21 protein-coding genes and 1 tRNA gene are annotated in these 25,788 nt (G+C 70.8%); 12 read left to right on the top strand and 10 right to left on the bottom strand.

Annotated features, from left to right (window positions below; genetic code table 11):
- Positions 1-133: 133 nt before the first annotated feature.
- Positions 134-526, top strand: coding sequence for an ester cyclase (locus tag ACWD4O_RS15940; protein ID WP_451280263.1), 393 nt, complete (start codon positions 134-136; stop codon positions 524-526).
- Positions 519-1,616, top strand: coding sequence for a Gfo/Idh/MocA family protein (locus ACWD4O_RS15945; protein ID WP_451280264.1), 1,098 nt, complete (start codon positions 519-521; stop codon positions 1,614-1,616). Before ACWD4O_RS15940 ends, ACWD4O_RS15945 begins: the two co-directional genes overlap by 8 nt.
- A 655-nt stretch (positions 1,617-2,271) precedes the next feature.
- Here the strand turns inward: ACWD4O_RS15945 and ACWD4O_RS15950 are convergent.
- The 3 genes from ACWD4O_RS15950 to ACWD4O_RS15960 all read right to left on the bottom strand — a co-directional run bounded on the left by ACWD4O_RS15950 (position 2,272) and on the right by ACWD4O_RS15960 (position 5,490).
- Positions 2,272-2,344, bottom strand: a tRNA-Arg gene (locus tag ACWD4O_RS15950).
- A 65-nt stretch (positions 2,345-2,409) separates the two neighbouring features.
- Positions 2,410-4,101, bottom strand: a complete 1,692-nt coding sequence (locus ACWD4O_RS15955) for an IclR family transcriptional regulator domain-containing protein (RefSeq protein ID WP_451280265.1) — start codon at positions 4,099-4,101, stop codon at positions 2,410-2,412.
- Between the two features lie 63 nt (positions 4,102-4,164).
- The gene (locus tag ACWD4O_RS15960; RefSeq protein WP_451280266.1) at positions 4,165-5,490 is read right to left on the bottom strand and encodes a M6 family metalloprotease domain-containing protein; all 1,326 of its coding nucleotides are present in this window, start codon (positions 5,488-5,490) and stop codon (positions 4,165-4,167) included.
- Positions 5,491-5,999: 509 nt separating this feature from the next.
- On the opposite strand from ACWD4O_RS15960, the gene ACWD4O_RS15965 reads away from it, so the two are divergent.
- Both ACWD4O_RS15965 and ACWD4O_RS15970 read left to right on the top strand, forming a co-directional pair.
- Complete coding sequence (locus ACWD4O_RS15965; protein WP_450950038.1) at positions 6,000-6,644, top strand: TetR/AcrR family transcriptional regulator; 645 nt, start codon at positions 6,000-6,002, stop codon at positions 6,642-6,644.
- 266 nt (positions 6,645-6,910) lie between these two features.
- A complete protein-coding gene (locus tag ACWD4O_RS15970; protein WP_451280267.1) occupies positions 6,911-8,446 on the top strand; it encodes an MFS transporter in 1,536 nt (511 codons plus the stop codon).
- A gap of 56 nt (positions 8,447-8,502) precedes the next feature.
- Here ACWD4O_RS15970 and ACWD4O_RS15975 read toward each other — a convergent pair whose 3' ends face one another.
- Positions 8,503-9,012, bottom strand: a complete 510-nt coding sequence (locus ACWD4O_RS15975; protein WP_451280268.1) for a MarR family winged helix-turn-helix transcriptional regulator — start codon at positions 9,010-9,012, stop codon at positions 8,503-8,505.
- A 142-nt stretch (positions 9,013-9,154) separates the two neighbouring features.
- Here ACWD4O_RS15975 and ACWD4O_RS15980 point away from each other — a divergent pair, with 142 nt between their 5' ends.
- On the top strand, positions 9,155-9,964 hold the full coding sequence (locus ACWD4O_RS15980; RefSeq protein ID WP_450950040.1) for a dioxygenase family protein: 810 nt from the start codon (positions 9,155-9,157) through the stop codon (positions 9,962-9,964).
- 89 nt (positions 9,965-10,053) lie between these two features.
- Here ACWD4O_RS15980 and ACWD4O_RS15985 read toward each other — a convergent pair whose 3' ends face one another.
- On the bottom strand, positions 10,054-10,593 hold the full coding sequence (locus ACWD4O_RS15985) for an N-acetyltransferase family protein (protein WP_451280269.1): 540 nt from the start codon (positions 10,591-10,593) through the stop codon (positions 10,054-10,056).
- Positions 10,594-10,808: 215 nt separating this feature from the next.
- On the opposite strand from ACWD4O_RS15985, the gene ACWD4O_RS15990 reads away from it, so the two are divergent.
- Both ACWD4O_RS15990 and ACWD4O_RS15995 read left to right on the top strand, forming a co-directional pair.
- Positions 10,809-11,807, top strand: coding sequence for a sigma-70 family RNA polymerase sigma factor (locus ACWD4O_RS15990; protein ID WP_451280270.1), 999 nt, complete (start codon positions 10,809-10,811; stop codon positions 11,805-11,807).
- Positions 11,808-12,492: 685 nt separating this feature from the next.
- On the top strand, positions 12,493-13,413 hold the full coding sequence (locus ACWD4O_RS15995; RefSeq protein WP_451280271.1) for a TetR/AcrR family transcriptional regulator: 921 nt from the start codon (positions 12,493-12,495) through the stop codon (positions 13,411-13,413).
- On the opposite strand, the gene ACWD4O_RS16000 is transcribed toward ACWD4O_RS15995, so the two are convergent.
- Complete coding sequence (locus ACWD4O_RS16000) at positions 13,410-14,519, bottom strand: helix-turn-helix transcriptional regulator (protein WP_451280272.1); 1,110 nt, start codon at positions 14,517-14,519, stop codon at positions 13,410-13,412. The two genes, ACWD4O_RS15995 and ACWD4O_RS16000, sit on opposite strands and share 4 nt — an antisense overlap.
- A 206-nt stretch (positions 14,520-14,725) precedes the next feature.
- On the opposite strand from ACWD4O_RS16000, the gene ACWD4O_RS16005 reads away from it, so the two are divergent.
- The 4 genes from ACWD4O_RS16005 (at position 14,726) to ACWD4O_RS16020 (ending at position 20,517) form a co-directional block, all read left to right on the top strand.
- Positions 14,726-16,225 (top strand): MFS transporter, encoded by a 1,500-nt coding sequence (locus tag ACWD4O_RS16005; protein ID WP_451280324.1) that lies wholly within the window; start codon positions 14,726-14,728, stop codon positions 16,223-16,225.
- A 200-nt stretch (positions 16,226-16,425) separates the two neighbouring features.
- On the top strand, positions 16,426-17,187 hold the full coding sequence (locus ACWD4O_RS16010; RefSeq protein ID WP_351914532.1) for a DeoR/GlpR family DNA-binding transcription regulator: 762 nt from the start codon (positions 16,426-16,428) through the stop codon (positions 17,185-17,187).
- Between the two features lie 152 nt (positions 17,188-17,339).
- Entirely contained in the window at positions 17,340-18,287 is a 948-nt protein-coding gene (gene pfkB, locus ACWD4O_RS16015) for a 1-phosphofructokinase (protein WP_451280325.1), read from the top strand.
- A gap of 154 nt (positions 18,288-18,441) precedes the next feature.
- Positions 18,442-20,517, top strand: coding sequence for a PTS fructose transporter subunit IIABC (locus ACWD4O_RS16020; protein WP_451280273.1), 2,076 nt, complete (start codon positions 18,442-18,444; stop codon positions 20,515-20,517).
- 134 nt (positions 20,518-20,651) lie between these two features.
- Here the strand turns inward: ACWD4O_RS16020 and ACWD4O_RS16025 are convergent, their stop codons facing one another.
- The 4 genes from ACWD4O_RS16025 to ACWD4O_RS16040 form a co-directional block, all read right to left on the bottom strand.
- Positions 20,652-21,401 carry a DUF6227 family protein gene (locus ACWD4O_RS16025; protein ID WP_451280274.1) on the bottom strand — a complete coding sequence of 250 codons (750 nt, stop codon included), beginning with the start codon at positions 21,399-21,401 and terminating at the stop codon, positions 20,652-20,654.
- 237 nt (positions 21,402-21,638) lie between these two features.
- Positions 21,639-22,859, bottom strand: coding sequence for a L,D-transpeptidase (locus ACWD4O_RS16030; protein WP_451280275.1), 1,221 nt, complete (start codon positions 22,857-22,859; stop codon positions 21,639-21,641).
- Positions 22,860-23,006: 147 nt separating this feature from the next.
- On the bottom strand, positions 23,007-24,035 hold the full coding sequence (locus tag ACWD4O_RS16035) for a P1 family peptidase (protein ID WP_450950047.1): 1,029 nt from the start codon (positions 24,033-24,035) through the stop codon (positions 23,007-23,009).
- Positions 24,036-24,085: 50 nt separating this feature from the next.
- Positions 24,086-25,444 (bottom strand): low temperature requirement protein A, encoded by a 1,359-nt coding sequence (locus tag ACWD4O_RS16040; protein ID WP_451280276.1) that lies wholly within the window; start codon positions 25,442-25,444, stop codon positions 24,086-24,088.
- Between the two features lie 122 nt (positions 25,445-25,566).
- Here ACWD4O_RS16040 and ACWD4O_RS16045 point away from each other — a divergent pair, with 122 nt between their 5' ends.
- The gene (locus tag ACWD4O_RS16045; RefSeq protein WP_358803418.1) at positions 25,567-25,749 is read left to right on the top strand and encodes a hypothetical protein; all 183 of its coding nucleotides are present in this window, start codon (positions 25,567-25,569) and stop codon (positions 25,747-25,749) included.
- Positions 25,750-25,788: the final 39 nt, after the last annotated feature.

A 25,788-nucleotide genomic window follows, 5' to 3' on the forward strand; every position in this document is an offset into this window, starting at 1 on the left:
CTTCGGTACCGTCCGGGACAGAAGTTTCGGGCGGTGGTTCCTCCCCCTGCCGACGATCACCGCGACGAAACCGTCAAGAGCCGTCGCGAAACACCGAGCATGACCTCCGCTCCGGGGGCCGAAGAAGGAGATCATGTCCGACGCCGACCTGCGCGAGTTCTACCTGCGCTACATCGGGGCGCTCAACGCCCACGAGATCTACCGCATGGACGAGTTCATCAACGACGAGACCACCCTGAACGGCGAGCCGGGCACTCGGGACCAGGTCATCGCTGTGCTGAACGACGACATCGACGCGGTCCCGGACTTCCACTGGGAGCCCCGGGAGATCGCGGTCGATGGTGATCGCCTGGCCGCCCGTCTGACCAACACGGGCACGCCCGCCAAGGAGTGGCTCGGCGTGGCTCCCACCGGCGCCTCGTTCGAGATCGTCGAGTACGCCATCTACCAGGTTCGTGACGGGCGGTTCGTGCACATGACGGCCCTGCACGACGCCGAGACCCTGAGGCGGCAGCTCGGTGCCTGACCCCCGTAAGCCGATCGGCGTCGGCATCGTCGGCCTGAGCGCCACGGGAGGCTGGGCGGCCGGGGCTCACCTGCCCGCGCTGAGAGCCGTCGACGGGATCGAGCTTCGCGCGCTGGCGGCGAGCTCCGAAGCCTCGGCCCAGGCCGCGGGAGCGGCGTATGGCGTACCCGCGTACACGTCGGTCGAGCAGCTCGCCGGCGACGAGAACGTCGACCTCGTTGTTGTCGCCGTCAAAGTGCCCCAGCATCGCGAACTCGTGTTGCCCGTGCTGAAGGCGGGAGTGCCGGTGCTCTCCGAGTGGCCGCTCGCCGTCGACCTGCGCGAGGCCGAGGAGATGCAGCGTGCCGCCGGGACGACGCGCACCTTCGTCGGTCTTCAGGGACGCTCCTCGCCTACCTTCCGCTGGCTGGCCGACCTCGTGTCCGAAGGATTCGTGGGGGAAGTGCTCTCCGCCACCGTCGTGGCGTCCTCGACCGAATGGGGCACTCCGGTGTCTCAGAACATGGTCTACACGCTCGACCGCAAGCTCGGGGCCACGATGCTGACCATCGCGTTCGGACACGCGATCGACCTGGTGTCGATGGTCGTCGGCGAGCTTCAGGAAGTGGTCGCCACGACCGCGACCCGGCGCCGCCAGGTTCCCCTCGGGCGCACCGGGCAGATCGTTCCGATGACCGCCGAGGACCAGATCGCGATCTCGGGCACCGTTGCGGGCGGGGCGATCCTGTCCGTCCACCACCGTGGAGGCGCGGCATCGGGTGCAGGGTTCTCTCTGACCATCGACGGCAGGGAGGGGCGACTTGAGATTACCGTCGAGGAGTTCCCGCACATCGGTCCGGTCACGGTGCGTGGCACACGCGGCGGCGGTCGGCCTACGAAGGTCACGCTGCACAGCGGCTACGACGACTATCCCGGCCTGGCCGGAACAGTGATCCACACGCTGGTGCACGCCTACGCCGCGATTCGGGACGACCTCATCCACGGAACGGCAGTCGCCCCGGACTTCACCCACGCCGTCAAGCGCCACCGACTCCTTGACGCGATCGTACGGTCCGCCGCCACAGGCCAACGAAAAGCCCTCCGTCCTTAGGCGCGCAGCCAGTCGATTTCGACACTGTCCGACATCACTTCGTCACTTCGTCACTTCGTCACATCGGCCCCTGCCATGTGTGCCGGCATACTCGGCCGCACGCTGACCGATCGACAGCGGACACGAGCGAGCGTGGCGTTCGGCGCAGCAGAACCCGACAACGGCCCTGGCGACAGGTCGGACGACCGACCCCCAACTGGCCGGCCTGTGCATCCGCGACCCGCATGAGTGCCTGGCCGACCGCGGCGACCAGGCTGATGCGGAGCACGTGGCCCGCGCCATGAGCGCCCCTGATTCGTCCACGACGGCTATGTCGTGGTGGTCGCTGGCCCAGTCGATGCCGCAGAACACTCTCTGAGTCGTCTGCTTGGGTCGTCCGTTGTGGACGCTGGCGGGCGTGACTCCGGCAGGCGGTCGGAGAGGACGTTGTAGAGGACGACCGCGGATTCCTTGTCGGGCTCGAGGCGCCGATGTCGACGGGGGCGTGCTGGCGGCGGCCGTGCTAGTGGGGGGCGAAATCAGGTGATTCGTTGAGGTTCCCCCGCAGGACGCTGCCTGACGGCGCGTTCCCATTCGTTCCCATGCAAGGCCAAAAGGCCCCTCGGAGATCACTTCCGAGGGGCCTTTTCAATGCATCGTGCCTGGTCAGACACCGTGCCCCCGGCAGGATTCGAACCTGCGACACCCGCTTTAGGAGAGCGGTGCTCTATCCCCTGAGCTACGAAGGCGTGGGTCGTGGCCCATTGGGTCACAGGCGTCAGCGTACCGGATCTGGGGTGTGGGGGTGCGGGGGTCAGGTCAGGGGGACGTGAGTGAAGCGGGACGCTGTGTGGAGGTCTGTCTCGATGTGCGAGGCCGTCGATCTCAGGGCGGGGAGGATCTCGTCGACGCACTGTTCGGGGGTGCGGCGGGCTACGTGGGTCGCCACGTTCAGGGCGGCGATCACCCGGCCGGTGCGGTCGTGGATCGGGACCGCGATCGTGCGCACCCCTTGTTCCAGCTCCTCGTCCAGCAAGGTGTAGGGCGACGAGGTCAGGAGGGTTCTGCCCATCGATGTCGAGGCGGCCGGCTGCCGCGTGCCCACCGTGATGTGCACGCTCATGACGTGGCGTGCCGTGGCCTGGGCCGTGTACTGGATCTCGTCGCCCGAGTCGGTCAGGATCGCCAGGGACGTCGTTTCCCCGATCTCGGCCGTCAGGGTCGTCATGTGCGGGGTTGCGATGCGGGGGAGGGTCGTGCGGGAGAGGGGTGGGAAGCCGAGGGAGAGGACCTGGGGGGTGAGGGCGAAGGTGCGGTGGGCGGCGGGTGTCACCAGGCCCAGGTGCTCGTAGGTGATCAGTGCTCGGCGGGTGGTGGCCCGGGACAGGCCTGTTGCCTTTGCCGCGTCCGTCAGGGTCAGTTCTGCCCGGCCCTCGCCGAAGGCGGTCAGGACGGTCAGGCCTCGGGCCAGGGACTCGATGAACTCGCGGCCCAGTTCCTGCTTCGACGCGCCCGTCCAGGTCGCCAGGCCCGCGGGGGGCGGGCCGGGGTGTGGGGGCGGCGCCTGGCGCAGGGTCTCCTCCATCGCCGCCACTGCCGTTCGTAGGCGGGGGAGCAGCGTTGCGCGCAGATGCGCCGCCGTGTGACGGCTCGTGTGGCTGACGACGCTCGCCACGCAGGCGATCCGGGCGGTTCGCGGATCCCGTACGGGGACGGAGATCGCCACCAGGCCCGGTTCGATCAGCTGGTCGTCCAGGGCACAGTTCTCGTTCGCCGCCCGCTCGGTCCTTCGTATGAAGTCCCCGTTCCCGTTCCTGTCCCGGTTCCCGTTCCTGTCCCCGTTCCCGTTCCCGTTCCCGTCCCCGGCGTAGTGCCCGGCGTCGTGCCCGTCCTTTGCGCGTGCGGTGTTCGGGGGTGGCGGGATCGTCGGGTACGCGGTGTTCCGGGGGTCCCTCGTGCGGCGGTCGCGCCAGGTCTGCCACTCCTCTTCCGTCCACTCCGTCGCGAACAGCGGGCCCGGCGCGGTGCGTTCGGCCGGGAGCAGGTCGCCGATGCGGAAGCTCAGGGACATCGCGCGGCGGCGGGTCGCCTGGTGGATGAAGCGGATGCCGTCGCGGTCGGCCACCGCCAGGGAGACGGATTCGTCGAGTTCGTCGGCCAGGCGGTCCGCGTGGGCGGAGAGCAGTTCGGGCAGGCGCAGGGCGGCCAGGTAGGCGTTGCCCAGCTCCATGACGCGGGGGGTCAGGATCGCGTCCCGGCCGTCGAGACGGACGTATCCCATGCGGGCGAGGGTGGCGACGATCCGGTCCACGGTCGAGCGGGCCAGGCCCGTGGCGCGTTCGAGTCCGCTGAGGCTCAGCACGCCGTTCGCCTCGGTGAGCCGGTGCAGGACGGCCACGCCGCGCATCAGCGGCGCCACCGCCTCGGCGGGGGGTGCATCGGTCGTGGCCGGGGTGGCCGGGGTGGCCGGGGTCTCGGCGGGTACGGCGGGCTCGGGGTGTGGCATGTGTGGTGTGTGCTCCCGTGGAGGATCTCCGGGACACCGTAGTAGGCGGACGGCGGCCCCCACCTACTTCCGCGTCACCCGTACCCGGTAGTCCCCCTTCAGGTCCGTTGCCGTCACCGAGATCCGGATGCCCCGCTTCGGGTCCTTGAACGTCTCGCCAGGGGCGAACGGGGCGTCGGAGAGTTCCGCGTGGACGTTGGGGCTGCGGGTGCAGCCGCCGCTGTCGGAGTGCGAGTCGTAGACGGTCACCGGGCCCATGCCGGTGTCGACGTCGGCGTCGACCTTGTAGATGAGGACGCCCGGGTGGCACACCGTCTCGTCGTTGCCGCCGCGGGCGCGCAGTTCGACGGCGTATCCGGTGCGGTTGCTGACCGGGACGAAGACCAGTTTCGGGCCGCCCGTGCGGGAGAGAGGGGTCAGCGGGTACTCCGTCGTGCCCGGCGTCGCGGCGCAGGCGATCTGGGAGGCGTCCAGCCAGCCCAGCTTCCATTTGTGCCAGCCGAGCAGGTCGTTGTTGGTGCCCCAGTCCTCGCTCATGATGTCCCAGTGGCCGACGGCGCCCCCGCCCTCCTGCGTGTAGAGGTCGGGCAGGCCGAAGACATGGCCGTTCTCGTGCGGGAGGACCCGGTAGCCGGTGCGGTCGTAGGAGCCGGAGCCGTCGTCCTGGCGGGAGTAGACGAAGGACGCGTTCGACACCGTCACCCCGTCGGCGACCGGCGCCTCCGTGTTGCCGGCGAACGTCACGGACAGGACCGTGTCCAGCGCGGAGGGGCCCGCGTTCGGGGTGACCAGCACGTTCAGGAGGTCGTACGCGCGGAAGTCCACCATCGGGTCGGCGGCGGCCACGATGTCCTGGACGAGTTCCCGGTAGCCGGGGTCGAAGGGCGCGCCGCGCTCTATGCCGTACTCGCGGAACGGCTTGGGCATGCGCAGCCAGCGCCGGATCGGGGTCTCGCCGCGGTAGTCGAGGCGGCCGTAGGACGCTGTGCGGAACCATTCCTCGGTCTGCGGGAAGAACTCGCGGTAGCGGCTCAGCGCGCTGCCCCGGCCGGGCGCGTCCGAGAAGTCGATCATCAAGGTGAGGGCGCGGACGGTGCCGGTGGAGCGGGAGTAGCCGCCGGCTGTGGGCAGGCCTTCGGACATCTGGACGGACGCCCCTCCGTTGATCATGCAGGGCGCAAGGGCGGAGGAGTGGGCCAGGGTGAGGGGGCCGGCGCCGGCCGTCGTCGAGCCGGGGGTCGGTGCGAGCCGGGCCGTGCCGGCCGAGGTGCTGACCGCGAGGGTCAGCACGGTGACGGAGGCCAGGGCGGCGACGCGGCGCGGGCGTATGCGACGGCTGAGCGGCTCGCCTGCGCGGGCCGGGGCGGTGCGCACGGGCTGCGGCTGCATGCGGTGCCTTTCGCTCCAGGCAGCCACCGGTCACCGGCTGCACCCTTTCGATCACCCTCTGCCGGGGTGCACGCGGGCGCGCGTTGGGGGAGACCGATCGTGGATTACCGGCCGGTATCGGAAGATATCGGAAGCCGTCGGGCGCTATCAGTCGATATCGGCCGGGTCGACGCCGGTCGACCGCCGGGTCGACGCCGGTCGACCGCCGGGCTGACGCCGGTCGACCGCCGGGCTGACGCCGGTCGACCGCCGGGCTGACGCCGGTCGACCGCCGGGCTGACGCCGGCCGACCGCCGGGCTGACACCGGCCGACCGCCGGGCCGATGCCCGGCTGATGTCGACCCGCCAGCACGGAGATCGAGGCCGTGACTCAGGTCACATCAAGAAACTTCCGGGATCGGGAAATAACCGGGGACGCCCTCCCCGTTTAGTCATGTGTCCGAGCGAAACGGGGAGACGATCCCCGGATCGCGCGCCAGCTACACAGAACACTCAGACAGGAGTAAGCCGTGCAGACCGCTGTCCCCACCGCGCGCAAGGTGACCCGGCCCCGTGCCGACGCCCTGCGTAACCGGGAGCGGATCGTCGCCGCCGCCCGCGAGATGTTCACCGAGTTCGGCCCCGGTGTGCCGCTCGATGAGATCGCCCGCCGGGCCGGCGTCGGCAATGCCACGGTCTACCGTAACTTCCCCGACCGGGACGCACTGGTCCGTGAGGTCGTCTGCTCGGTGCTGGACCGCACGGTCCGGGCCGGACAGGTCGCCCTCGCCGAGTCCGGTGACGCGTTCGGGGCGCTGGAGCGCTTCGTGCACGCCTCCGCCGACGAGCGGATCAGCGCGCTCTGCCCGATGATCTCCAGCACTTTCGACGAGCACCACCCCGACCTCGAGGCCGCCCGCGAACGCGTCGAGCGGATCATCGAGGAGGTCATGGACCGCGCCAAGGCGGCCGGACAGCTCCGGTCCGACGTCGGCGTCGGCGACGTGATGATCGTGGTGGCCCAGCTCAGCCGGCCCCCCGCCGGCACCGACTGCCTGAGTGCCGACCGCTACGTCCATCGCCACCTACAGCTGTTCCTGGACGGACTGCGGGCCCCGGCCCCCTCCGTACTGCCGGGCACGGCCGTGACCATGGAGGACCTGCGCCGGCCCTGAGGGACCGGACCCTGAGCGATTAGTCCGCTGCGTCGCAGCAGTCATCACATGCGGTCATCACACACATCGAGCGACGGGCCGCAGCCGCCCTGCAACTCGACTTCCGTACCTCTTTCCGCCTTCTTCCGCACCTTCTTCCGTACCTCTTTCTTCTGTACCTCTTTCCGTACCTCGCGTTGCGTACGGCCTTTGGGTAGCGCCATGCCGTACCTCGCGTTTTCCGTCACCTGACTTTTCCGTCACGAAGTCCCGAAGCGGGTATTCCCATGTCTGAAACAGCCCAGAAGGCCCCCGGTAAGCCGGGCGCCCCGGACTCCAACCGCTGGAAGGCGCTCACGTTCATCGCGCTCGCCCAGCTGATGGTCGTGCTCGACGCGACCATCGTGAACATCGCATTGCCCTCCGCCCAGCAGGACCTGGGGATCTCGGACGGCAACCGGCAGTGGGTCATCACGGCCTACGCCCTGGCCTTCGGCGGACTGCTGCTGTTCGGCGGCCGGATCGCCGACCTGTGGGGCCGCAAGAACACCTTCGTCACCGGTCTGATCGGCTTCGCCGGGGCGTCCGCCCTGGGCGGCGCCGCGACGAACGAGGCGATGCTGCTCGGCTCCCGCGCCCTGCAGGGCGCCTTCGGCGCACTGCTCGCGCCCGCCGCGCTCTCCCTGCTCGCGGTGATGTTCACCGACGCCAAGGAGCGCGCCAAGGCGTTCGGCATCTACGGGGCGATCGCCGGTGGCGGTGGCGCCGTCGGCCTGATCCTCGGCGGCTTCCTCACCGAGTACCTCGACTGGCGCTGGACGTTCTTCGTGAACATCCCGTTCGCGGTCGTCGCCGCCCTCGGCGCGTACTTCGTCATCCGTGAGCCGGCCGAGGGCCGCAACCGCTCGCCGCTCGACATCCCGGGCGTCGTCCTGTCCACCCTGGGTCTGGTCTCCCTCGTCTACGGCTTCACCCGCGCCGAGTCCGAGGGCTGGAGCGACTCCACGACGATCGGCCTGTTCGTCGTGTCGGCGGTGCTGCTCGCCGCCTTCGTGCTCGTCGAGTCGAAGGTCAAGGCCCCGCTGCTGCCGCTGCGCGTGATCACCGACCGCAACCGCGGTGGCGTGTATCTCTCGCTCGGCCTCGCGATCATCTCGATGTTCGGTCTGTTCCTGTTCCTCACCTACTACCTGCAGATCGTGAAGGGCTACACGCCGGTCAAGACCGGCTTCGCCTTCCTGCCGATGATCGTGGGCATGATCACGGGCTCCACGCAGATCGGCGCCCGACTGATGACCCGCGTTCCGGCGCGGCTGCTGATGGGCCCGGGCTTCCTGGTCGCCGCGCTGGGCATGCTGCTGCTGACCCAGCTGGAGATCGGTTCCTCGTACGCGGCGCTGCTGCTCCCGGCGATGCTGCTGCTCGGTCTCGGCATGGGCACGGCGTTCATGCCGGCCATGTCCCTGGCCACGCTGGGCGTCGAGCCGCGTGACTCCGGTGTCGCCTCCGCGATGGTCAACACCTCGCAGCAGGTGGGCGGCGCCATCGGCACCGCCCTGCTGAACACGATCGCCGCGTCCGCGACGACGTCGTACATCAAGGACCACATGGCCGGCGCCGCCTCCAAGCCCCAGCAGCAGCTGGTGCAGCTGGAGGGCATGGTGAACGGTTACACCAGCGCCATCTGGTTCGCCGTCGGCATCCTGGTCGCCGCCGCCGCGATCGCCTTCACCTTCATCAACGCCGGCAAGCCGGACATGGGCTCGGTCGCGGGCTCGGGGGCGCAGGACGCCGAGGACGTGGTGCCGGTGATGGCCCACTGAGGACGGCGGCCCCGGCCCCCTAAGGGTTCCCTTCAGGGACGTGAGTCCCTGGGGACCTAGCGGAGCCAGGGCAGATCGGCACCCGCTTCGTTCGGCTGAAGTCCCTCGGCGATGATCTGCATGATCTCGCCGAGGGACTTCTGCTGTTCCGCGCTGAGCCGGTCGAACACCGCGTTGCGCACGACGGTGACATGGCCCGGCGCGGCCCGCTTGAGCACCTCCAGGCCCTCGTCGGTCAGCACCGCGAACTGGCCGCGCTTGTCGGAGGGGCAGTCCTCGCGGCGCACCCACCCGTTCTTCTCCAGCCGGGCGACGGCGTGGGAGAGCCGGGAGCGGGTGATCTTGGCGTGCATGGCGAGTTCGGTCATCCGCAGCCTCCGGTGGGAGGACTCGGCGAGCTTGACCAGGAGACCGTAGTAGATGTGCGGCATGCCCGCATCGCGCTGGAGCTGGCGGTCCATGTGGTCCTCCAGCAGGGTCGTCGCGTGTACGTAGGAGCGCCAGATGAGCTGCTCCTCGGCGGTGAGCCAGCGGGGCTCTTCACCGGATGTGGATGCCGTCGTCATGTACTCCACTGTAAGCGTCCGCTCCTTGAAATTTAAACCAATTGGGAATATGCTCATTGATGTTGACGTTTTACATTTCAAGCAACCTCAAGGGAATGTCCAGGAGTGCACAGGGGCCGAGGTCCCGGAAGGAGTCGCCGCCATGTCCGCCGTAGCTCAGGAGCGCGCCCTCCCTCAGGAACGCATGCCCGCGCTCTACCTCAGTCATGGCGCTCCGCCGCTCGCGGACGATCCCGTCTGGCCGGGTGAACTCGCCGCCTGGTCCGCGGACCTGCCCCGCCCCAAGGCCGTCCTCATGGTCTCCGCCCACTGGGAGGAGGCCCCCCTCGCCCTCGGCGCGGTCGACCCGGTCCCCCTGGTCTACGACTTCTGGGGCTTCCCCGAGCACTACTACCAGGTGAAGTACGGCGCTCCCGGCGCACCGGAGCTCGCCGAGAGCGTGCGCAAGCTGCTGCGCGCCCCGGGCATCCCCGTACAGGACATCCCCGACCGCGGACTCGACCACGGCGCCTACGTCCCGCTCGTCGAGATGTTCCCGGCCGCCGACATCCCGGTCCTGCAGATCTCCATGCCGACCCTCGACCCCGTGAAGCTGATGGAGATCGGCCGCAAGCTCGCGCCGCTGCGCGACGAGGGCGTCCTGATCGTCGGCTCCGGCTTCTTCACCCACAACCTGGCCGCGCTGCGGCACACCGGCCCGGGCGTGCCGACCTGGTCCTCGGAGTTCGACGACTGGGGCCGGCGCGCGCTGGAGGCCCGTGACTGGGACGGCCTGCTGGACTTCCTCCACAAGGCCCCGGCCGGCCGGTACGCCCACCCGCGCACCGAGCACTTCGCCCCGCTCTTCGTGACCATGGGTGCGGCGGAGGTGTCCGGCGAGCTGGACTCGCAGAAGTCCGTGATCGACGGGTTCTGGATGGGGATGGCGAAGCGGTCGGTGCAGTTCGGCTGAGCGTGCGGTTCGGCCGGCCGGTGACGTTGGGCTGATCGGTGCCGGTCGATCGGTTCGGGTTCGGGTTCGGTTCGGCTGGCGGCGGCCTGCTACAGCTCCTTTTCGTACCAGGCCACGTCCCAGTAGCGGTCGAACTTGCGGCCCACCTCGCGGTACGTGCCGACGTGCCGGAAACCGAAGCGTTCGTGCAGCCGCGCGGACGCTTCGTTCGGTTGCGCGATGCCCGCGTACGCGCGGTGCACGTCCTCGTCCGCCAGCGCCTCGAAGAGCGCCCTGTAGAGGAGCGAGCCGATGCCGCGCCGGCCTGCGTTCGGGGCGACGTAGACCGTCACCTCCACCGAGGTGGAGTAGGCGGCCTTGGGCCGGAACGGGCTGGATGTGGCGTAACCCAGGATTTCCTGTGAGGTCCCCAGGATGTCCTGTGAGTCCGTTTCTGTGGCAACCATCAGGCGGTACGGGCCGTCTTCAGGATGGGAGAGCAACCAAGGACGTCGCTCTTCCGGACTGAACGTCACGGTGTCGAATGTGATGGGCGTCTCACGTACGTAGTGGTTGTAGAGGCTGGTGAGGGCTTCGAGGTCACCCTCGATTCCCGGCCTGACCTGCACCTCTGTACGTTCCGACAACATCACGCCTCCTCACGGGGTCGGACAGGGTACTGCATGATCACAAAAATCGGGGTGCGGGTTGGGAATTCTGTCCTGATTCCAGTCGTTGTTTCCATCGGATGCAGGGCACACGAGAAGAGTTCAGAAGTTCCGAGAGGTTCGAGAACTCCGAGAACTCCGAGAGTGCCGGGCGTCCGAAGGGCCACCCGCTGAACCTCCATCGCAAGGGAGCACGCATGGCAACCCGTGCCGTCGCCCGTCGCAAGTCCGCCACTGGCGAGACGAGTGGCGCGGCCCGCAGTGTTCGCGCCCATGGCGGCGAGATCGCCGACCGCGACCTGGTCGGCATGTACCTCGACGAGATCGCGCGTACACCGCTGCTCGACGCCGCCAAGGAAGTCGAGTTGTCCCAGATCATCGAGGCGGGTGTGTTCGCACAGCAGGTCCTCGACGGCGAGGAGGAGTCCAAGGCGGACGCCTCCCGTGCGGAGCTGGAGGCCCTGGTCGCCGAGAGCGAGCGGGCCAAGGACGTCTTCATCCGGTCCAACCTCCGCCTGGTCGTCGCGGTCGCCCGCCGCTACCCCCGCAGCGGACTTCCCCTCCTCGACCTGATCCAGGAGGGCAACGCCGGCCTGGTGCGCGCGGTCGAGAAGTTCGACTACCGCAAGGGCTTCAAGTTCTCCACGTACGCGACCTGGTGGATCCGTCAGGCCATCACCCGCTCGATAGCGGACCAGTCGCGCACCATCCGCCTGCCCGTCCACCTCGTGGAGGAGCTCGGCCGGATCCGGCGCGTGCAGCGCGAGTTCAACCGGGAGAACGGCCGCGACCCGGAGCCCGCCGAGATCGCGACCGAGCTCGGCTCCACTCCGGAGCGCGTGACGGACGTCCTGGACTGGGCCCGCGACCCGGTCTCGCTGAACATGGCGGTGGACGACCAGGGTGAGACCCAGTTCGGCGACCTGCTGGAGGACACCTCCGCGGTCTCGCCCGAACAGTCGGTCATGACCCTGCTGCGCAGCGAGGAGCTGGACGGCCTGATCGACCGCCTCGACCCGCGCACCGCCTCCATCATCAAGATGCGGTACGGCATCGACGACGGCCGTGAGCGCACCCTGACCGAGGTCGGCAAGGAGCACGGTCTGACCAGGGAACGCATCCGCCAGATCGAGAAGCACGCCCTGCTGGAACTGAAGAAGCTGGCCCGCGACACGGGCTTCGAGGCGGCGGCGTAGGTAGCGGTAGCGGTAGCGGTAGCAGTGGTGCCAGGGGGTGGACGGCTGAGCGGCGGGGCCGGGCGGCCCGGGCGGGGTTGTCGGCCCGGCCGGGCCGACCCGGGCTGGATCGGGTTGCGGTAGTCGCCCGGCCGCGCGGTGGGCCGGGGTGGGCGAGTGAGCTTCACCGGTGGGCTTCCGGTGGGCTTCCGGCGGCTCGTGGTGCGGGTTTCCGCCCGCGTGCGCCGGGTGGTGGCGGGCCGCGCAAACATGGCGTGGGAACGCCGCTTCAATCGGGAGAAGCGCGGGAACAAGACTTCTGGGCACGGGAGTTCGGGTCGGCGCTGGAGTTCGAGGGTCGATCGGACCCTGCAGCCCTCCCCGAGATCTCTGCCCCACATGCGCCAGGTCGCCCCACGTGAGCCAGGTCCCGACACAACATGAGCCAAGTCCCGACGCACATCCCCCCGGCGCCGGGACTCTCCCGAGCCGGGCTTCGGCGCCTCTCCCCCCAGGTGCCGGGGCCCGGCTCTCTTCTCTCCCGCTGGTCCCCTGGCCGTCACCGGCGGGGATTGCGGGCGCACACGGCCCGCCCGGCGTACGACAGGGCACGCGGGCACGCTCGGTGGGCGGGCCACCCCGTACCTGAACCACGGGGTGGCCCGCCCGAATGGCAGATTGTGCCACATGGGCATAGCCTGCCGACGTGATCAGCTCCACCCCCACCCCCGCCTCGGCTTCGCTGACCGAGCGGCGCAAAGCGGCGACCCGTATGGAGATCGCCAGGGCAGCGGCCGGCCTCTTCGTCAGCCGGGGCCTGAGGGCCACCCGCGCCGAGGACATCGCCCAGGCGGCGGGCATCGCCCCGCGCACGTTCTACCGGTACTTCGCGACCAAGGAGGAGGCCGTCGCGCCCCTCTACGCGGCGGGCGCCGAGCGCTGGGCGGAAGCGGTACGCGAGGCCCCGGCCGAACTGCCCGTGCCGCAGGCCCTGGAACACGCCGTGCGGCACACGCTCGCCCCCGGCCGAGGGGTGTCGGCGGCGTCCTGGGAATGGGTCCGCACGCTGATCCGACTGGCCGGAACCAGCCCGGCCCTCGGCAAGGTCTGGGCGGAGGTCTGCCACACCGCGGAAACGACCCTCGCGGAGATCCTGAGACAACGGGCCGACGCCACGGGCAGGGGCGCTACCGGGACCGACGCCGCCGGGACCGACGCCGCCGGAACGGCCGCGATCGGGACGGACGCCATGGGGACGGACGCCATGGGGACGGACGCGACCGGAACGGACGTCACCGGGACGGACGCGGCGCCAAGTGCCCTCGCTCCCCACGCCCTCGCTCCCCACGCCCTTGCTCCCGGCGACGGCCCTCCCGGCACCCTCGCTCCCGGCGACGTCCCCTCCCCGCACCAGCGTTTCACCGCGGCCGTGGCCAGCGCCGCGGTCCGGGTCGCGGTCGAGAGCTGGGCGGCGACCAACACCGCTCCCACCGGGCCGCAGGGCCCGGCGGAGCTGGCGATGCAGAACCTGCGGACCCTGCGGGGGTTCGCGTGGGAAGCGAGGCCCGCAGAGGGTGCGGGGAAGACGGGAGAGATGGGGGAGACGGGAGACCCGGAGGAGGGCTAACGGGTCCCCTCCCCATTACCGTCCCTGCTCCCCTCCCGGTTCCCTTCCCCGGCCCCTTTCCTGGTCCCTTCTCCACTCCCGGCCCGCCCCAGCCGTCCGCCCAACTCCCGTGCGTACTCCGCCAGTTCCCCCGACCCGCGGATCGAGAACTCGCATCCGAGCATCGCGAACCGCACCGCCACCCACTCCACCGGGTCCCTGGTCGACCCCCGCAGCCGGCACCTGCTCCCGCCGCTCCCGCCGTTCCCGCCGTTCTCGCTGTTCCCGCCGTTCTCGCCGGGGGCACCCGGGATCTCCGGATCCGCGACCGGCGTTCCCAGCCAGGCCGGCAGCCGTGCCGCCACGAACTCCGCCGGTGCCTCGAACGTGACGTCGTACTCGTACTCGCGTGCGTCCGGGCGCTGTTGGATGGACTGCCGGAGGTATTCCGCCGCGCTCCCCGTCGGCAACTCGCGCGGAGTGAAGCGCGCCCCGGTGGCGAAGGGGTCGCGGACCCGGTCGACCCGGAACGTCCGCCAGTCCTCGCGGTCGAGGTCGTATGCGACGAGGTACCACCGTCGGCCCGTCGAGACGAGCCGGTACGGCTCGGTCAGGCGGCGCGACTCCGTGCCGTCCTTCGCGCAGTAGGCGAACCGCAGCCGCTCCTGCCCGGCCACCGTCGACGCCATGACGGTCAGCGTCTCGGGGGCGATGCTCGCGCCGTCCCCGCTGGTCAGCGGTGTGGTCGCGGCCTGGAGGGTGGAGACGCGGTGGCGCAGCCGGGCCGGCAGCACCTGCTCCAGCTTGGCGAGGGCGCGTACGGACGCCTCGTCGACGCCCTCCAGCGCGTGTCCGGCACCCGCCCGGAGGCCGACGGCGATCGCCACCGCCTCCTCGTCGTCGAGCACGAGCGGCGGCATCGCCTTGCCGGCGACCAGCCGGTACCCGCCGTCCGAGCCCATGGTCGCCTGTACGGGATAGCCGAGTTCGCGCAGCCGGTCGATGTCCCGTCGGACCGTGCGGCGGGACACCCCGAGCCGGTCGGCGAGCTCGCCGCCGGGCCATTCGCGGGGCGTCTGGAGGAGGGAGAGGAGTTGCAGCAGCCGAGCCGGAGTGTCCGTCGTCATGTGTCCGAGGATGCCGCACCACTAGGACATGAACTGACCTACTACGGTCCTACTGTCACATCATGACCTCCACGGAGACCTCCAGCGAGACCCCGTCCACACCGCCCGTCCCGTCCGTCCCGTCCGTTCCGTCCGTACCCTCCGCATCGTTCGTTCCGCCCCCACCGTCCACTGCCGGGACCACGGACGCGGCGACGCCGGACGCGATGCCGGACAAGACGCCGGGCGACCGTCGCCGCTGGTTCGCGCTGGCCATCGTGATGACGGCGGCCTTCATGGACCTCGTCGACGTCACGATCGTCAACATCGCCATCCCCTCCATACGGGCGGACGCGGGCGCCTCCTGGAGCCAGATCCAGTGGATCACCGCCGGTTACGCGCTCGCCTTCGCCGCCGGGCTCATCACCGGCGGGCGGCTCGGCGACATCCACGGCCGTAAGCGGCTGTTCCTCGTCGGCATCGGCGGCTTCACCGTCGCCTCCGCGCTGTGCGGCTTCGCCGCGAACCCGGAGATGCTGGTCGCCTCCCGGATCCTGCAGGGCGGCATGGCGGCGCTGATGGTCCCGCAGGTGCTGTCGATCGTGCACGCCACCTTCCCGGCGCACGAGCGGGGCAAGGTGTTCGGGCTCTTCGGCGCGATCGTGGGACTGGGGGCCGTCTCCGGTCCGCTGCTCGGCGCGCTGCTGACGGAGTGGAACCTGTTCGGGCTGGAGTGGCGGCCGATCTTCCTCATCAACCTGCCGGTCGGCATCGCGGGCCTGATCCTCGGCAGCCGCTTCATCACCGAGTCCAGGGCACCGAAGGCCCTGAAGCTGGACCTCGTCGGCGTCGTCCTGGTCACCCTCGGGCTGCTCATGCTGCTCTACCCGCTCACCCGCGGCCGCGAGCTGGGCTGGCCGGTGTGGGGGTATGTGTCGATGGCCGGCGCGCTCGGCGTGTTCGGGGCGCTGGTCGCCTACGAGCGGCGCAAGGGCGCGCGGGACGGCTCGCCGCTGATCGAGCTCTCCCTCTTCCGGGTGCGCAGTTTCGCGGCGGGCGTCGCCGTGCAGACCGTCTTCGGGGTCGGCCTCGGGGTGTTCTTCCTGGTCTGGACGCTGTACATGCAGACCGGACTGGGCTGGAGCCCGCTGAAGGCCGGCCTGACCGGGGTCCCGTTCTCGATCGCGGTCTCGGTGGCCGCCGGGATGTCCGTGCAGCAGCTGGTTCCGCGCTTCGGCCGCAAGGTGCTCCAGGCGGGTGCCCTGACCATGACCGTCGGCGTGCTGCTCTACATCTGGGAGTCCGAGCGCTACGGCCTCGGCATCGCGCCCTGGCAGATGGCGCTCCCGCTGGTCGTGATGGGTGCCGGCATGGGCCTGATCTTCGCCCCGCTGACGGACGCGGTGCTGTCGGAGGTGCCGCGTGAGCACGCCGGCTCGGCGTCCGGGCTCATCAACACCGTCCAGCAGATGGGCAACGCGCTCGGCCTCGGCCTGGTCGCGGTGGTCTTCTTCGGGCGGATCGGCGACCGGCTGACCCCGGCCGAGGTGGGCCCCGCCTTCGTGGACGCCTTCCAGTACGCCCTGGGCTGGGTGGCCCTGGTGATGTTCGCCATCTTCCTGCTGATGTTCGCGCTGCCGAAGCGGTCGGCCCAGCAGGTGGAGGGCGCCCTGGACTCCTCGGAGGCGGCCCCCTCCGAGGGGCGGGAGCGCGAGCTCGTCGGCTGAGTCGAGGCTCCCGTTCAAGGGCCGTCACCGCATCGGTGACGGCCCTTGGGCATGTCCGACGATCTTCACCTGAGCCCCCGAAGTCCGTTCATGCCCGAATCACGTCCGAACCTGTTTACTTTCCGGAAATCCAGGCGTAGCCTCCGTGTCGAAACCACAAGTTCGGGCATGAAACTCGGACAGGCCGGAGGAGAACGGACATGTACGCACCGGAGCGGCAGCAGGAGATCCTGCGGCTCGCCCGTGAGGGCGGCCGGGTGGACGTCCTGTCGCTGGCCGAGGAGTTCCAGGTCACCGCGGAGACCATCCGCCGCGACCTGAAGGCCCTCGACCGAGCCGGCCTGGTGCGCAGAGTCCACGGCGGCGCCATACCGGCCGGACGTCTCGACTTCGAACCGGACCTCGCCGAACGCGAGGGCACCTCCACCGACGAGAAGGACCGCATCGCCAAGGCGGCCCTCACGGAACTGCCGTCCGAGGGCACGATGATCCTCGACGCCGGTACGACGGTCGCCCGGCTGGCCGCCGCCCTCCCGCTGGAGGCCGAGCTCGTCGTCGTCACCCACAGCCTGCCCATCGCGGCCCGCCTCGCGGACCACCCGGGGATGCAGCTCCACCTCGTCGGGGGGCGCGTGCGGCACCGTACGCGCGCCGCCGTGGACGCCTGGGCGCTCCGCGCCTACGGCGAGATCCGCGCCGACGTCCTGTTCGTCGCGGCCAACGGCTTCTCGGCCGAGTACGGGCTGACCACCCCCGACCTCGCCGAGGCCGCGGTGAAGCGGGCGGCCATCGCCGCGGCGCGCCGCGTGGTGCTGCTCGCCGACTCCGCCAAGCACGGCCAGGAGCACTTCGCCCGCTTCGGCGACCTGAGCGACGTGGACCTGCTGATCACCGACAGCGGACTGAGCCCCGATGACGCGGCCGCCATCGAGCGCGGCGGCACGGAAGTAGTACGAGCATGAGCGGCACGGACATGAGCGGGACGAGCATGAGCGGCATCGACATGAGCGGCACGAGCATGAGCAGCGCGAGCATGAGCAGCGCGGAAGCGAGCACGAACAGCGCGGACACGAGCACGAGCAGCGCGGACACGAGCCGGAACGGCGCGGGCGGCGTGATTCTCACCGTCACCCCCAACCCGTCCCTGGACCGCACCTACGAGGTTCCGTCCCTCGACCGCGGCGACGTCATCCGCGCCACCGGCGAGCGGATGGACCCGGGCGGCAAGGGCGTCAACGTCTCGCGCGCCGTCGCGGCCGCCGGACGGCGCACGGTCGCCGTCCTGCCCCTGGGCGGTGCGCCGGGCGCGCTCGTCGCGGATCTGCTCGACGCCCAGGGCATCGAGGTCGCGCCGGTCCCGGTCGCCGGAGCCACCCGCTCGAACATCGCGCTGGCCGAATCGGACGGCGTCCTGACGAAGATCAACGCGCCCGGACCCGAGCTCTCCCCGGAAGAGCAGGAACTGCTCCTGGAGACGGTGCGCGAGCACTCGCGCGACGCCGACTGGATCGCCTGCTGCGGAAGCCTGCCCCGCGGGCTCGCGCCCTCTTGGTACGCCGAGGTCGTCGCGCGGGCGCACGCCGGGGGTGCGCGCATCGCGCTGGACACCTCGGGGCCCGCGCTGCTCGAGGCGCTGCGCGAGCAGCCCGACGTGGTGAAGCCGAACGCCGAGGAGCTCGCGGAGGCCGTCGGACGCCCCCTGGCGACCGTGGGCGACGCGGTGAAGGCGGCCGAGGAACTGCGCGAGATGGGCGCCCGCTCCGTCCTCGCGAGCCTGGGCGCCGACGGGCAACTGCTCGTCTCGGACACGGGCACCTGGTTCGCGAGCGCGCGCGTCGACGTCGTACGCAGCAATGTGGGAGCGGGCGACTCCTCGCTCGCCGGCTTCCTCATCGCCGGCGGCCGCGGCCCGCAGGCGCTCGCCTCGGCGGTCGCCCATGGCGCGGCCGCCGTCCAGCTGCCCGGCAGCGTGATGCCGACCCCGGACGATCTGGACCCGGCGGCGGTGACGGTCACGGCGGAGGTGCCGGTGGACCGCGAACTCAAGGAGCCCGTGTCATGACGTCCCTCTCGTTACTCGGCGCCCCCGCGTCCCCCCACTGCGCCTCCGTCTCCACCCCCCTCCCTGTCCCCACCCCCATCTCCACCCCCGTCCCCGTCACCCCCCTCGCCCACCACCCCACGCCCCGGGCGATACGCGTGCGAAGGAGCCCGCGATGAGCGACATGATCACCGCGGACCTGGTCGATCTCGACCTGTCCGCCGAAACGAAGGAAGCGGCGGCGCGATCCCTCGCCGAGCGCATGGCGGCCCTGGGCCGGGTGACCGACCTGGACGGCTTCCTCGCCGACGTGGCCGCCCGCGAGGCCCAGATGCCCACCGGCCTCGACGGCGGCATCGGCATCCCGCACTGCCGCAGCGAGCACGTCACCGAGCCGACGCTCGCCTTCGGACGCAGCTCCGCCGGCATCGACTTCGGCGCCGCGGACGGCCCCGCCGACCTGGTCTTCCTGATCGCCGCCCCGGCCGGCGCGGACGACGCCCACCTGACGATCCTGTCGTCGCTGGCCCGCCAGCTGATGAACGCCGAGTTCACCGACGCGCTGCGCTCGGTCGGCGACGCGGCGGCCGCAGCGGCCCTGATCCGCGGCGACGAGGCGCCGGCCGCCGAGTCCGCCGCTGCGGACTCCGCCTCCCAGGACTCCGTGTCGGCGTCGGCGGCGGCCTCCGCCGACGCCGACACGGCCACCGAGACCCCGGACGCACCCGGCGTCGGCGACGGCGACCGCCCGTTCCGGATCGTCGCCGTCACCTCCTGCCCGACCGGCATCGCCCACACCTACATGGCGGCCGAGTCCCTGGAGAACGCGGGCCGTGACGCGGGCGTCGAACTGGTCGTCGAGACGCAGGGCTCGGCCGGCTTCACCCGGCTCGACCCGGCCGTCATCGCCGCGGCCGACGGCGTGATCTTCGCCCACGACGTCCCCGTACGCGACAAGGACCGCTTCGCCGGCAAGCCCACCGTGGACGTCGGCGTGAAGGCGGGCATCAACCGGCCCGCCGAGCTGATCACCGACGTGCGCGCGAAGGCGGCACGCGGTGAGGTGAGCGCTGCGGCCAAGGGCGGGACGCCGGTCGAGCGGGCCGGCGAGTCCGGCGACAGCTACGGCACCAAGCTGCGCAAGTGGCTGATGACCGGCGTCAGTTACATGGTCCCGTTCGTCGCCGCGGGCGGTCTGCTGCTCGCTCTCGGGTTCGCGATCGGCGGCTGGGAGATCAACAAGGCGCCCTCGGTCATGGAGCACTTCTCCTGGACCCAGGTCGACAGCTGGGGCGCGCTGCTGTTCCAGATCGGCGGGGTCGCCTTCGGCTTCCTCATCCCGGTCCTCGCCGGCTACATCGCCTACGGCATGGCGGACCGGCCCGGTCTCGTGCCCGGATTCGTCGGCGGCATGATCGCCTCCAACATCGCCGCCGGCTTCCTCGGCGGTCTGGCCGCCGGTCTGCTGGCGGGCGGTGTCGTCCTGGCGATCCAGCGGATCAAGATCCCGCCGGTGCTGCGCGGCATCATGCCGGTGGTGGTGATCCCGCTGATCTCCTCGCTGATCGTCGGCTTCCTGATGTTCGTCGTGATCGGCAAGCCCATCGCCGAGGCACAGAAGGGCATGACGGACTGGCTGGCCGGCCTCTCCGGCACCAACGCCATCCTGCTCGGCGTGCTGCTCGGCCTGATGATGTGCTTCGACCTCGGCGGCCCGGTCAACAAGGTCGCGTACGCCTTCGCCACGGCCGGCATCGCCGTCGCGGACCCCAGCGACTCCGCGATGAAGGTCATGGCCGCGGTGATGGCCGCGGGCATGGTCCCGCCGCTGGGCATGGCGCTGGCGACGGTCGTCCGCAAGAAGCTCTTCACCTCCGCCGAGCGCGAGAACGGCAAGGCCGCCTGGGTGCTGGGCGCCTCCTTCATCTCGGAGGGCGCGATCCCGTTCGCCGCGGCCGACCCGCTGCGCGTCATCCCGGCCTCGATGGCGGGCGGCGCGGTCACCGGCGCCCTGTCGATGGCCTTCGGCGCGACGCTCCGCGCTCCGCACGGCGGCATCTTCGTGGTCCCGCTGATCGGCAACCCGTTCCTGTACCTGGTCGCCATCGCGGCGGGCGTGTGCGTGACGACGGCCGTGGTCATCGTCCTCAAGGGCCTGCGCAAGCCGGTCCCCGGCGCCACGGAGCCCGGCACCGCGCAAGCGGCCGAGACCGCCGCGGCGACGGAGACGAAGCAGCCGGTCGCCGCGTAACACCGGTGGCCGGCCGCCTGCCGGCCACGAAATACGTCACGGTCCGGGACGAAAGTCCCGGACCGTGCTGCGTATAGGGGTGCCCCAGGTAGGGGTGCCCCAGGCGTCCCTCGGGTTCGGCGTCCCTCAGGGTCTCAGGAGACCTGTGCCGCCCGGCGTTCCATCGCGTCGCGGGCCGCGGCCTCGGAGACGTACACCTCGCACATGTGCCGCCCGTCCGGCGTCGCCGTGTGCTCGACCTCCCAGAGGGAGATCTCCCGGCCGTCACGCAGCAGGAACGCGTGCTCGTACAGCGAGTAGCCGAGGCCGATACGGCCCGCCCGGCAGGGGCGACCGAAGGCCTGGGTGATCTGGTGCGCGAACGCCGACGTCAACAGCGTCGTCGCCGTGTCCGCGTCGGGCGGGTCGGGGTTCTCCGCGCGGCGCAGCAGCCGGCGCGCGTGATCCGCCGAGTCGTCCAGCACGTACACATGGCGGGGTGCGGGGACCGGCGACAACTGCACCAGCACCGGCAGTTCGAAGTCCGGGGTGTCCGACGGCAGCGGCAGCCGGGCGGTGGCGGCGCGCAGCTCCTCCTCGTCGACGTACACCTCGTGCTGGGGCTCGCTGCCCGGCGCGGTGTTGTGCACGAGCTCCCACAGCGTGAGCGCGCAGCCGTCGGCGAGCAGCCAGGTGTGCCGGTACGTCTCCCGGTGCAGGCCCGCGCTGTGGTGCGCGGAGTGCAGGGAGCTGTCGTGGGCCAGTGCGCAGTCGAGCCGCCGCAGTGCTTCGTCGGGCAGCTCGAACGAGTTCAGGGCGCGACCGAGCAGTCGCGCGAGGTGCTCCTCCGGAGACTCGGGCGACTCGGCTGGTTCGTACGCTGTTGTCTCGTACGGAACGCTCAAGGTTTCTCCCGGCGTTGCTGCATGTCACCTTGTGGGTGCATACCGTAGCCCCTCGGTCGGACATCATGTCCGGGAACCGAGAAAACGTACGTCGGAGAAAACGCAGGAACCGCGCGAAAAGTTCCCGCGCGGCCCGACGTCCCGTCATGAATCGCCGGTCAGAGCCGGTCAGAGCCGGTCAGAGCCGGTCAGAGCCGGTGGGGGCCGGTCGGGGAGGTTCCCCGCCGGCCCGGGCGGTCAGACGGCGCTTCCGGCGGTCCACTCCGCCCAGCCCATGTTCCAGCCGTTCAGCCCGTTGTCCGGAGCGACCGTCTTGTCCGGCGAGTTCTTGACGATCACCACGTCGCCGATCAGCGAGTTGTCGTAGAACCACTTGGCGGGGGTGTCGCCCTGGGCGCCCTGCACGTCCGCGAGGCCGACGCAGCCGTGGCTGGTGCCCTCCCGGCCGAAGGGCGGATTGCTCTTCTTGTACCAGTAGTTGCCGTGGATGAAGGTCCCGGACGTCGTCAGACGCATCGCGTGCGGCACGTCCGGGATGTCGTACTCCCCGCCCAGGTCGACCGTCCGGCTGTTCATCCGTGTCTGCGTGAACTTCTCGGAGATCACCATCTGCCCGTTGTACGTCGTGTGCTCCGCGCTGCCCGACGAGATCGGCTCCGTCTTCAGCGTCCGCCCGTCCCGTACCACCGTCATGGTCTGCGTGTTCACGTCCACCGTGGACACCTGAGAGCGACCGATGGTGAAGCTGACCGTCTTCTTCTGCACCCCGAAGACGCCGTTCGCGCCCTCGACGCCGTCCAGGTCGATCTTCATCGTGACCTTGGAGCCGGCCTTCCAGTACTCCTCCGGCCGGAAGTCGAGCCGCTGCTCGCCGAACCAGTGCCCCACCACCTGCTGACCGCTGCTGGAGCTGACCGTGATGTGCGACTGCACAGCCTTCTTGTCGCCGATGGCCTTGTCGAACGTGAACGACACCGGCATCCCCACGCCGACCGTCGTGCCGTTGTCCGGCGTGTACGTCCCTATGAAGCTGTTGGCCGAAGTGACCGTCGTGAAGATCGAGTTGGCCGCGGCGGTCTTGCCGCTCGAGTCCTTCGCGGTCGCCGATATCTGGTACTTCGTCCCGCGCTCCAGCTGCTCCTTCGGCTTCCAGGTGCTGCCGTCGGCCGACAAGGAGCCCTCGACGGCCTGCCCCGACCCGGCCACCGTCATCTTCACCTCGGTGAGCCGGCCGTCGCTCACCTTCACTCCGGTCGTGTTGATCGACGCGCCCGTCGAGCCGTCCTTCGCCGAGATGACGATCTTCGCGGTGGACGTCTTGGCCGTGGCCTTACCGCCCTTGGCATCGTCGTCCTTGGCGTTGGCGCTGCCCCCGCAGGCGGTCAGGGTCAGGGCGCCGACCACCAGGACGGCACAGGCTCCCACGGCTCGTCGCGCTGCTTTGTCCGCCGTTGTCACGGGCTGCTCCAGCTTCGTGTGATGTGAGTGATCCGCTCCGTTACGTGGAGAAAGAGGGATCCGACGGCCGGTCGGGTTCCCTCCGGCCGCCCTTGGCACCATCACGTGACAGAACCGCGACAAACTCCTCCGCCGGGGGCTCCCGGCTCACGGGGTCCCGTACAACTCCTCGTAGGACGGCCACTCCCCGCCCGGCGCCTGCACCGACTCGGCGGCGCGCACGGCCCGTACGATCGCGCGGGTCACCATGTCCGCGCCCGCGGCGAGGATGTCGTTCAGGGCGAGCGGGTGGTCGGGGTCGAGCGGGCGCGCGCCCGTCGCCAGCGTGAAGACCGTGTCGCCGTCATGGAGCAGGTGCACCGGCCGCACGGCGCGTGCGATCCCGTCGTGCGCCGTGCCCGCCAGCTTCTGCGCCTGCGCCTTCGACAGATCCGCGTCGGTGGCCACCACGGCGAGCGTCGTGTTGAGCGGGGCGGGCGCGCTCCTCGCCGCGCTCTCGGCGAGCCGCCGGCGCGCGGCCTCGTGCACCTGCGCCTCCGGGTACGTCACGCGCCCCTGGAACAGCTCCCCGTACAGCACCCCCGTCTCCGGCTCCAGCACCGACCCCACGGCGTTGGCCACCACCAGCGCGGCCACCGTGATCCCCGAGTCCAGGACAACGCTCGCGGTGCCCACCCCGCCCTTCATCGGCCCGACCGCCGCGCCCGTCCCGGCTCCGACGCACCCCTCCCGCACGCGCGTGCCGGGCTCGCTCGCCGCGGCCGCCTCCACGGCGGCCCGGCCGGTGGCGGCGTCCGGACGGGCCCGGAAGTCGCCACCGCGCCCCAGGTCGAAGACGCAGGCGGCGGGCACCACCGGCACGACGTGCGTCGGGTCCGGGCCGACGGGGACGCCCCGCCCCTGCTCCTCCAGCCAGGCCATCACACCGGAGGCCGCGTCGAGCCCGTAGGCGCTGCCGCCCGTCAGCACGATCGCCTCGACCCGCTGCACCAGGTTGCGTGGATCCAGCGCGTCGGTCTCCTTGGTACCGGGACCGCCGCCGCGTACGTCCACGGCGGCCACCGCGCCGCCCTCGGGTGCCAGGACGACCGTGGTGCCGGTGAGCCAACCGTCTCCGGTGCGCGTGGCGTGCCCGACCCGCACGCCGGGGACGTCCGTCAGAGCGTCAACTGTCATGGGAGCCAGTCTCGCTCGGCGCGTGCCGGGCGCGCTGCCGTCACGCCGTGTCACACGGCCGTGCTCGAAGCCCCCGCCTCGTTGTCCGGAGACTCGGGTGACTGCGGGGTCTCCGGAGACTCCGACGGCTCGGGTGACTTCGGCGACTCCTGCGCCGCGGGCGACTCCCGCGGCTCGCGCGCGGCCATGCGCGCCGTCAGGGTCGTCCCGGTGGCCACCGCCAGCGCCGACACCAGGCCGGCCGCGAGGACCGCCCACTCGCCCAGGAAGGTGCAGCAGAGCACCAGCAGCGCGGTGACGGGCAGCACCAGTTGCTGGGCCAGGCCGACCTTGAAGTGGCGGGCGTGCAGCAGCCACACCGTCATCAGGAACAGCGCCGTGGGCAGGGTCACGGCCGCCGACGCGGCGAGCGTGGAGAGGTGGGCCTTGCCGATCGCCTGCTCGACCGCCACCTCCAGCCCCGCCCCGATCGCGGCAGCCGACGCGAAGACGACGTAGTGCCCATAGCCCCACACGAACGCCTGCTTGTTGGAGCGCAGATGCCCATGGATGGGCACCACGAAGTAGATCCACCAGGCGGCGAAGACGATCAGCAGCCCACCCACCGCGATCGGCAGCAGATCGCTCAGCGCGTCGCTCTCGTCGAGGCCGGACTTCACGGCGATCGTGGCCGCCGCGATCGTCTCGCCCAGCACGATGATCGTGAACAGTCCGTAGCGCTCCGCGATGTGGTGCGGATGCCAGGACGTCGGATGGTTCCGCTCCGCGTAGGGCGGCACGCACATCTCCAGCACCGCCATCACCAGGAACAGCCAGACCTTGGCGCCCTGGGGCACGATCAGCAGCCCCAGCCAGCCGAGCTGGCAGAGCAGCACGCCGCCGGCGTACCGCAGCGCCATCGTCCGCTCCGGGCCTTCGGTCGACAGGGCGACGCGTAGCCATTGTGAGGACAGCGCCACTCGCATGATGACGTAGCCCAGTACGACGGCGACGTACTGCTGGTCCTCGAACGCCCGGGAGACCCCGGCCGCGAGCACCAGGACCCCGCTGATCTGGATCAGTGTGACGACCCGGTAGAGGCTGTCGTCGTTGTCGTACGCCGAGGCGAACCAGGTGAAGTTCATCCAGGCCCACCAGATGGTGAAGAAGACCATCGCGTAGTTGAGGATTCCCTCGCCGGCGTGGGACTCCGCCACCGAGTGCACCAGTTGGACGCCCGCCTGGGCGATCGCCACGACGAAGCACAGGTCGAAGAAGAGCTCCAGGGGCGTGGCTACCCGGTGCACCTCGTTCCGACCGCGCGCGGTGAGCCTGCGCAGCGGTCGTCTGTGAGAGAGGTCGGGGGCGGGGCCGGAGCCGGGTGCCGGGGAGCCTGGGGGAGGGGTCGGCGGAGGCGTGCGGGACGTCATGGGTCCCAGCACAGCAGATATCTGCCGGAAAAGCTTGCGCGGGGCGCACGGGCGGTCCGACGGCCGGGCGTCGCTGCCTGCGGCCCTGCTCCGGGCGGCTCCCGGGCCCGTACCCTGGAGGCATGAGCACCCCCTCCGCCCCCGAGCCACGCGACCCGAAGGCCGCGCTGATCTTCGACGACCCGCTGGACCGGCAGTCCTCGGACGACACCGACCGCGGGTGGGGCGAGCGGCCGGCCGCCGGCGCTGACAGCGCCGCCGACCTCAAGCGCTTCCTCGACGAGAAGCCGCCCCACCACATCTGAACCCGGGCGGCTGCCCTCCGGCAGGTCCGGCCGGCCTCG

This window comes from Streptomyces sp. NPDC002623, from assembly GCF_053592635.1.

Coding starts and splice junctions, on each gene's coding strand:
- ACWD4O_RS15940 (WP_451280263.1), top strand. CDS start 134: ATGTCCGACGCCGACCTGCGCGAGTTCTACCTGCGCTACATCGGGGCG.
- ACWD4O_RS15955 (WP_451280265.1), bottom strand. CDS start 4,101: ATGCCACACCCCGAGCCCGCCGTACCCGCCGAGACCCCGGCCACCCCG.
- ACWD4O_RS15960 (WP_451280266.1), bottom strand. CDS start 5,490: ATGCAGCCGCAGCCCGTGCGCACCGCCCCGGCCCGCGCAGGCGAGCCG.
- ACWD4O_RS15970 (WP_451280267.1), top strand. CDS start 6,911: ATGTCTGAAACAGCCCAGAAGGCCCCCGGTAAGCCGGGCGCCCCGGAC.
- ACWD4O_RS15975 (WP_451280268.1), bottom strand. CDS start 9,012: ATGACGACGGCATCCACATCCGGTGAAGAGCCCCGCTGGCTCACCGCC.
- ACWD4O_RS15980 (WP_450950040.1), top strand. CDS start 9,155: ATGTCCGCCGTAGCTCAGGAGCGCGCCCTCCCTCAGGAACGCATGCCC.
- ACWD4O_RS15985 (WP_451280269.1), bottom strand. CDS start 10,593: ATGTTGTCGGAACGTACAGAGGTGCAGGTCAGGCCGGGAATCGAGGGT.
- ACWD4O_RS15990 (WP_451280270.1), top strand. CDS start 10,809: ATGGCAACCCGTGCCGTCGCCCGTCGCAAGTCCGCCACTGGCGAGACG.
- ACWD4O_RS16000 (WP_451280272.1), bottom strand. CDS start 14,519: ATGACGACGGACACTCCGGCTCGGCTGCTGCAACTCCTCTCCCTCCTC.
- ACWD4O_RS16005 (WP_451280324.1), top strand. CDS start 14,726: ATGCCGGACAAGACGCCGGGCGACCGTCGCCGCTGGTTCGCGCTGGCC.
- ACWD4O_RS16010 (WP_351914532.1), top strand. CDS start 16,426: ATGTACGCACCGGAGCGGCAGCAGGAGATCCTGCGGCTCGCCCGTGAG.
- ACWD4O_RS16020 (WP_451280273.1), top strand. CDS start 18,442: ATGAGCGACATGATCACCGCGGACCTGGTCGATCTCGACCTGTCCGCC.
- ACWD4O_RS16035 (WP_450950047.1), bottom strand. CDS start 24,035: ATGACAGTTGACGCTCTGACGGACGTCCCCGGCGTGCGGGTCGGGCAC.
- ACWD4O_RS16040 (WP_451280276.1), bottom strand. CDS start 25,444: ATGACGTCCCGCACGCCTCCGCCGACCCCTCCCCCAGGCTCCCCGGCA.
- ACWD4O_RS16045 (WP_358803418.1), top strand. CDS start 25,567: ATGAGCACCCCCTCCGCCCCCGAGCCACGCGACCCGAAGGCCGCGCTG.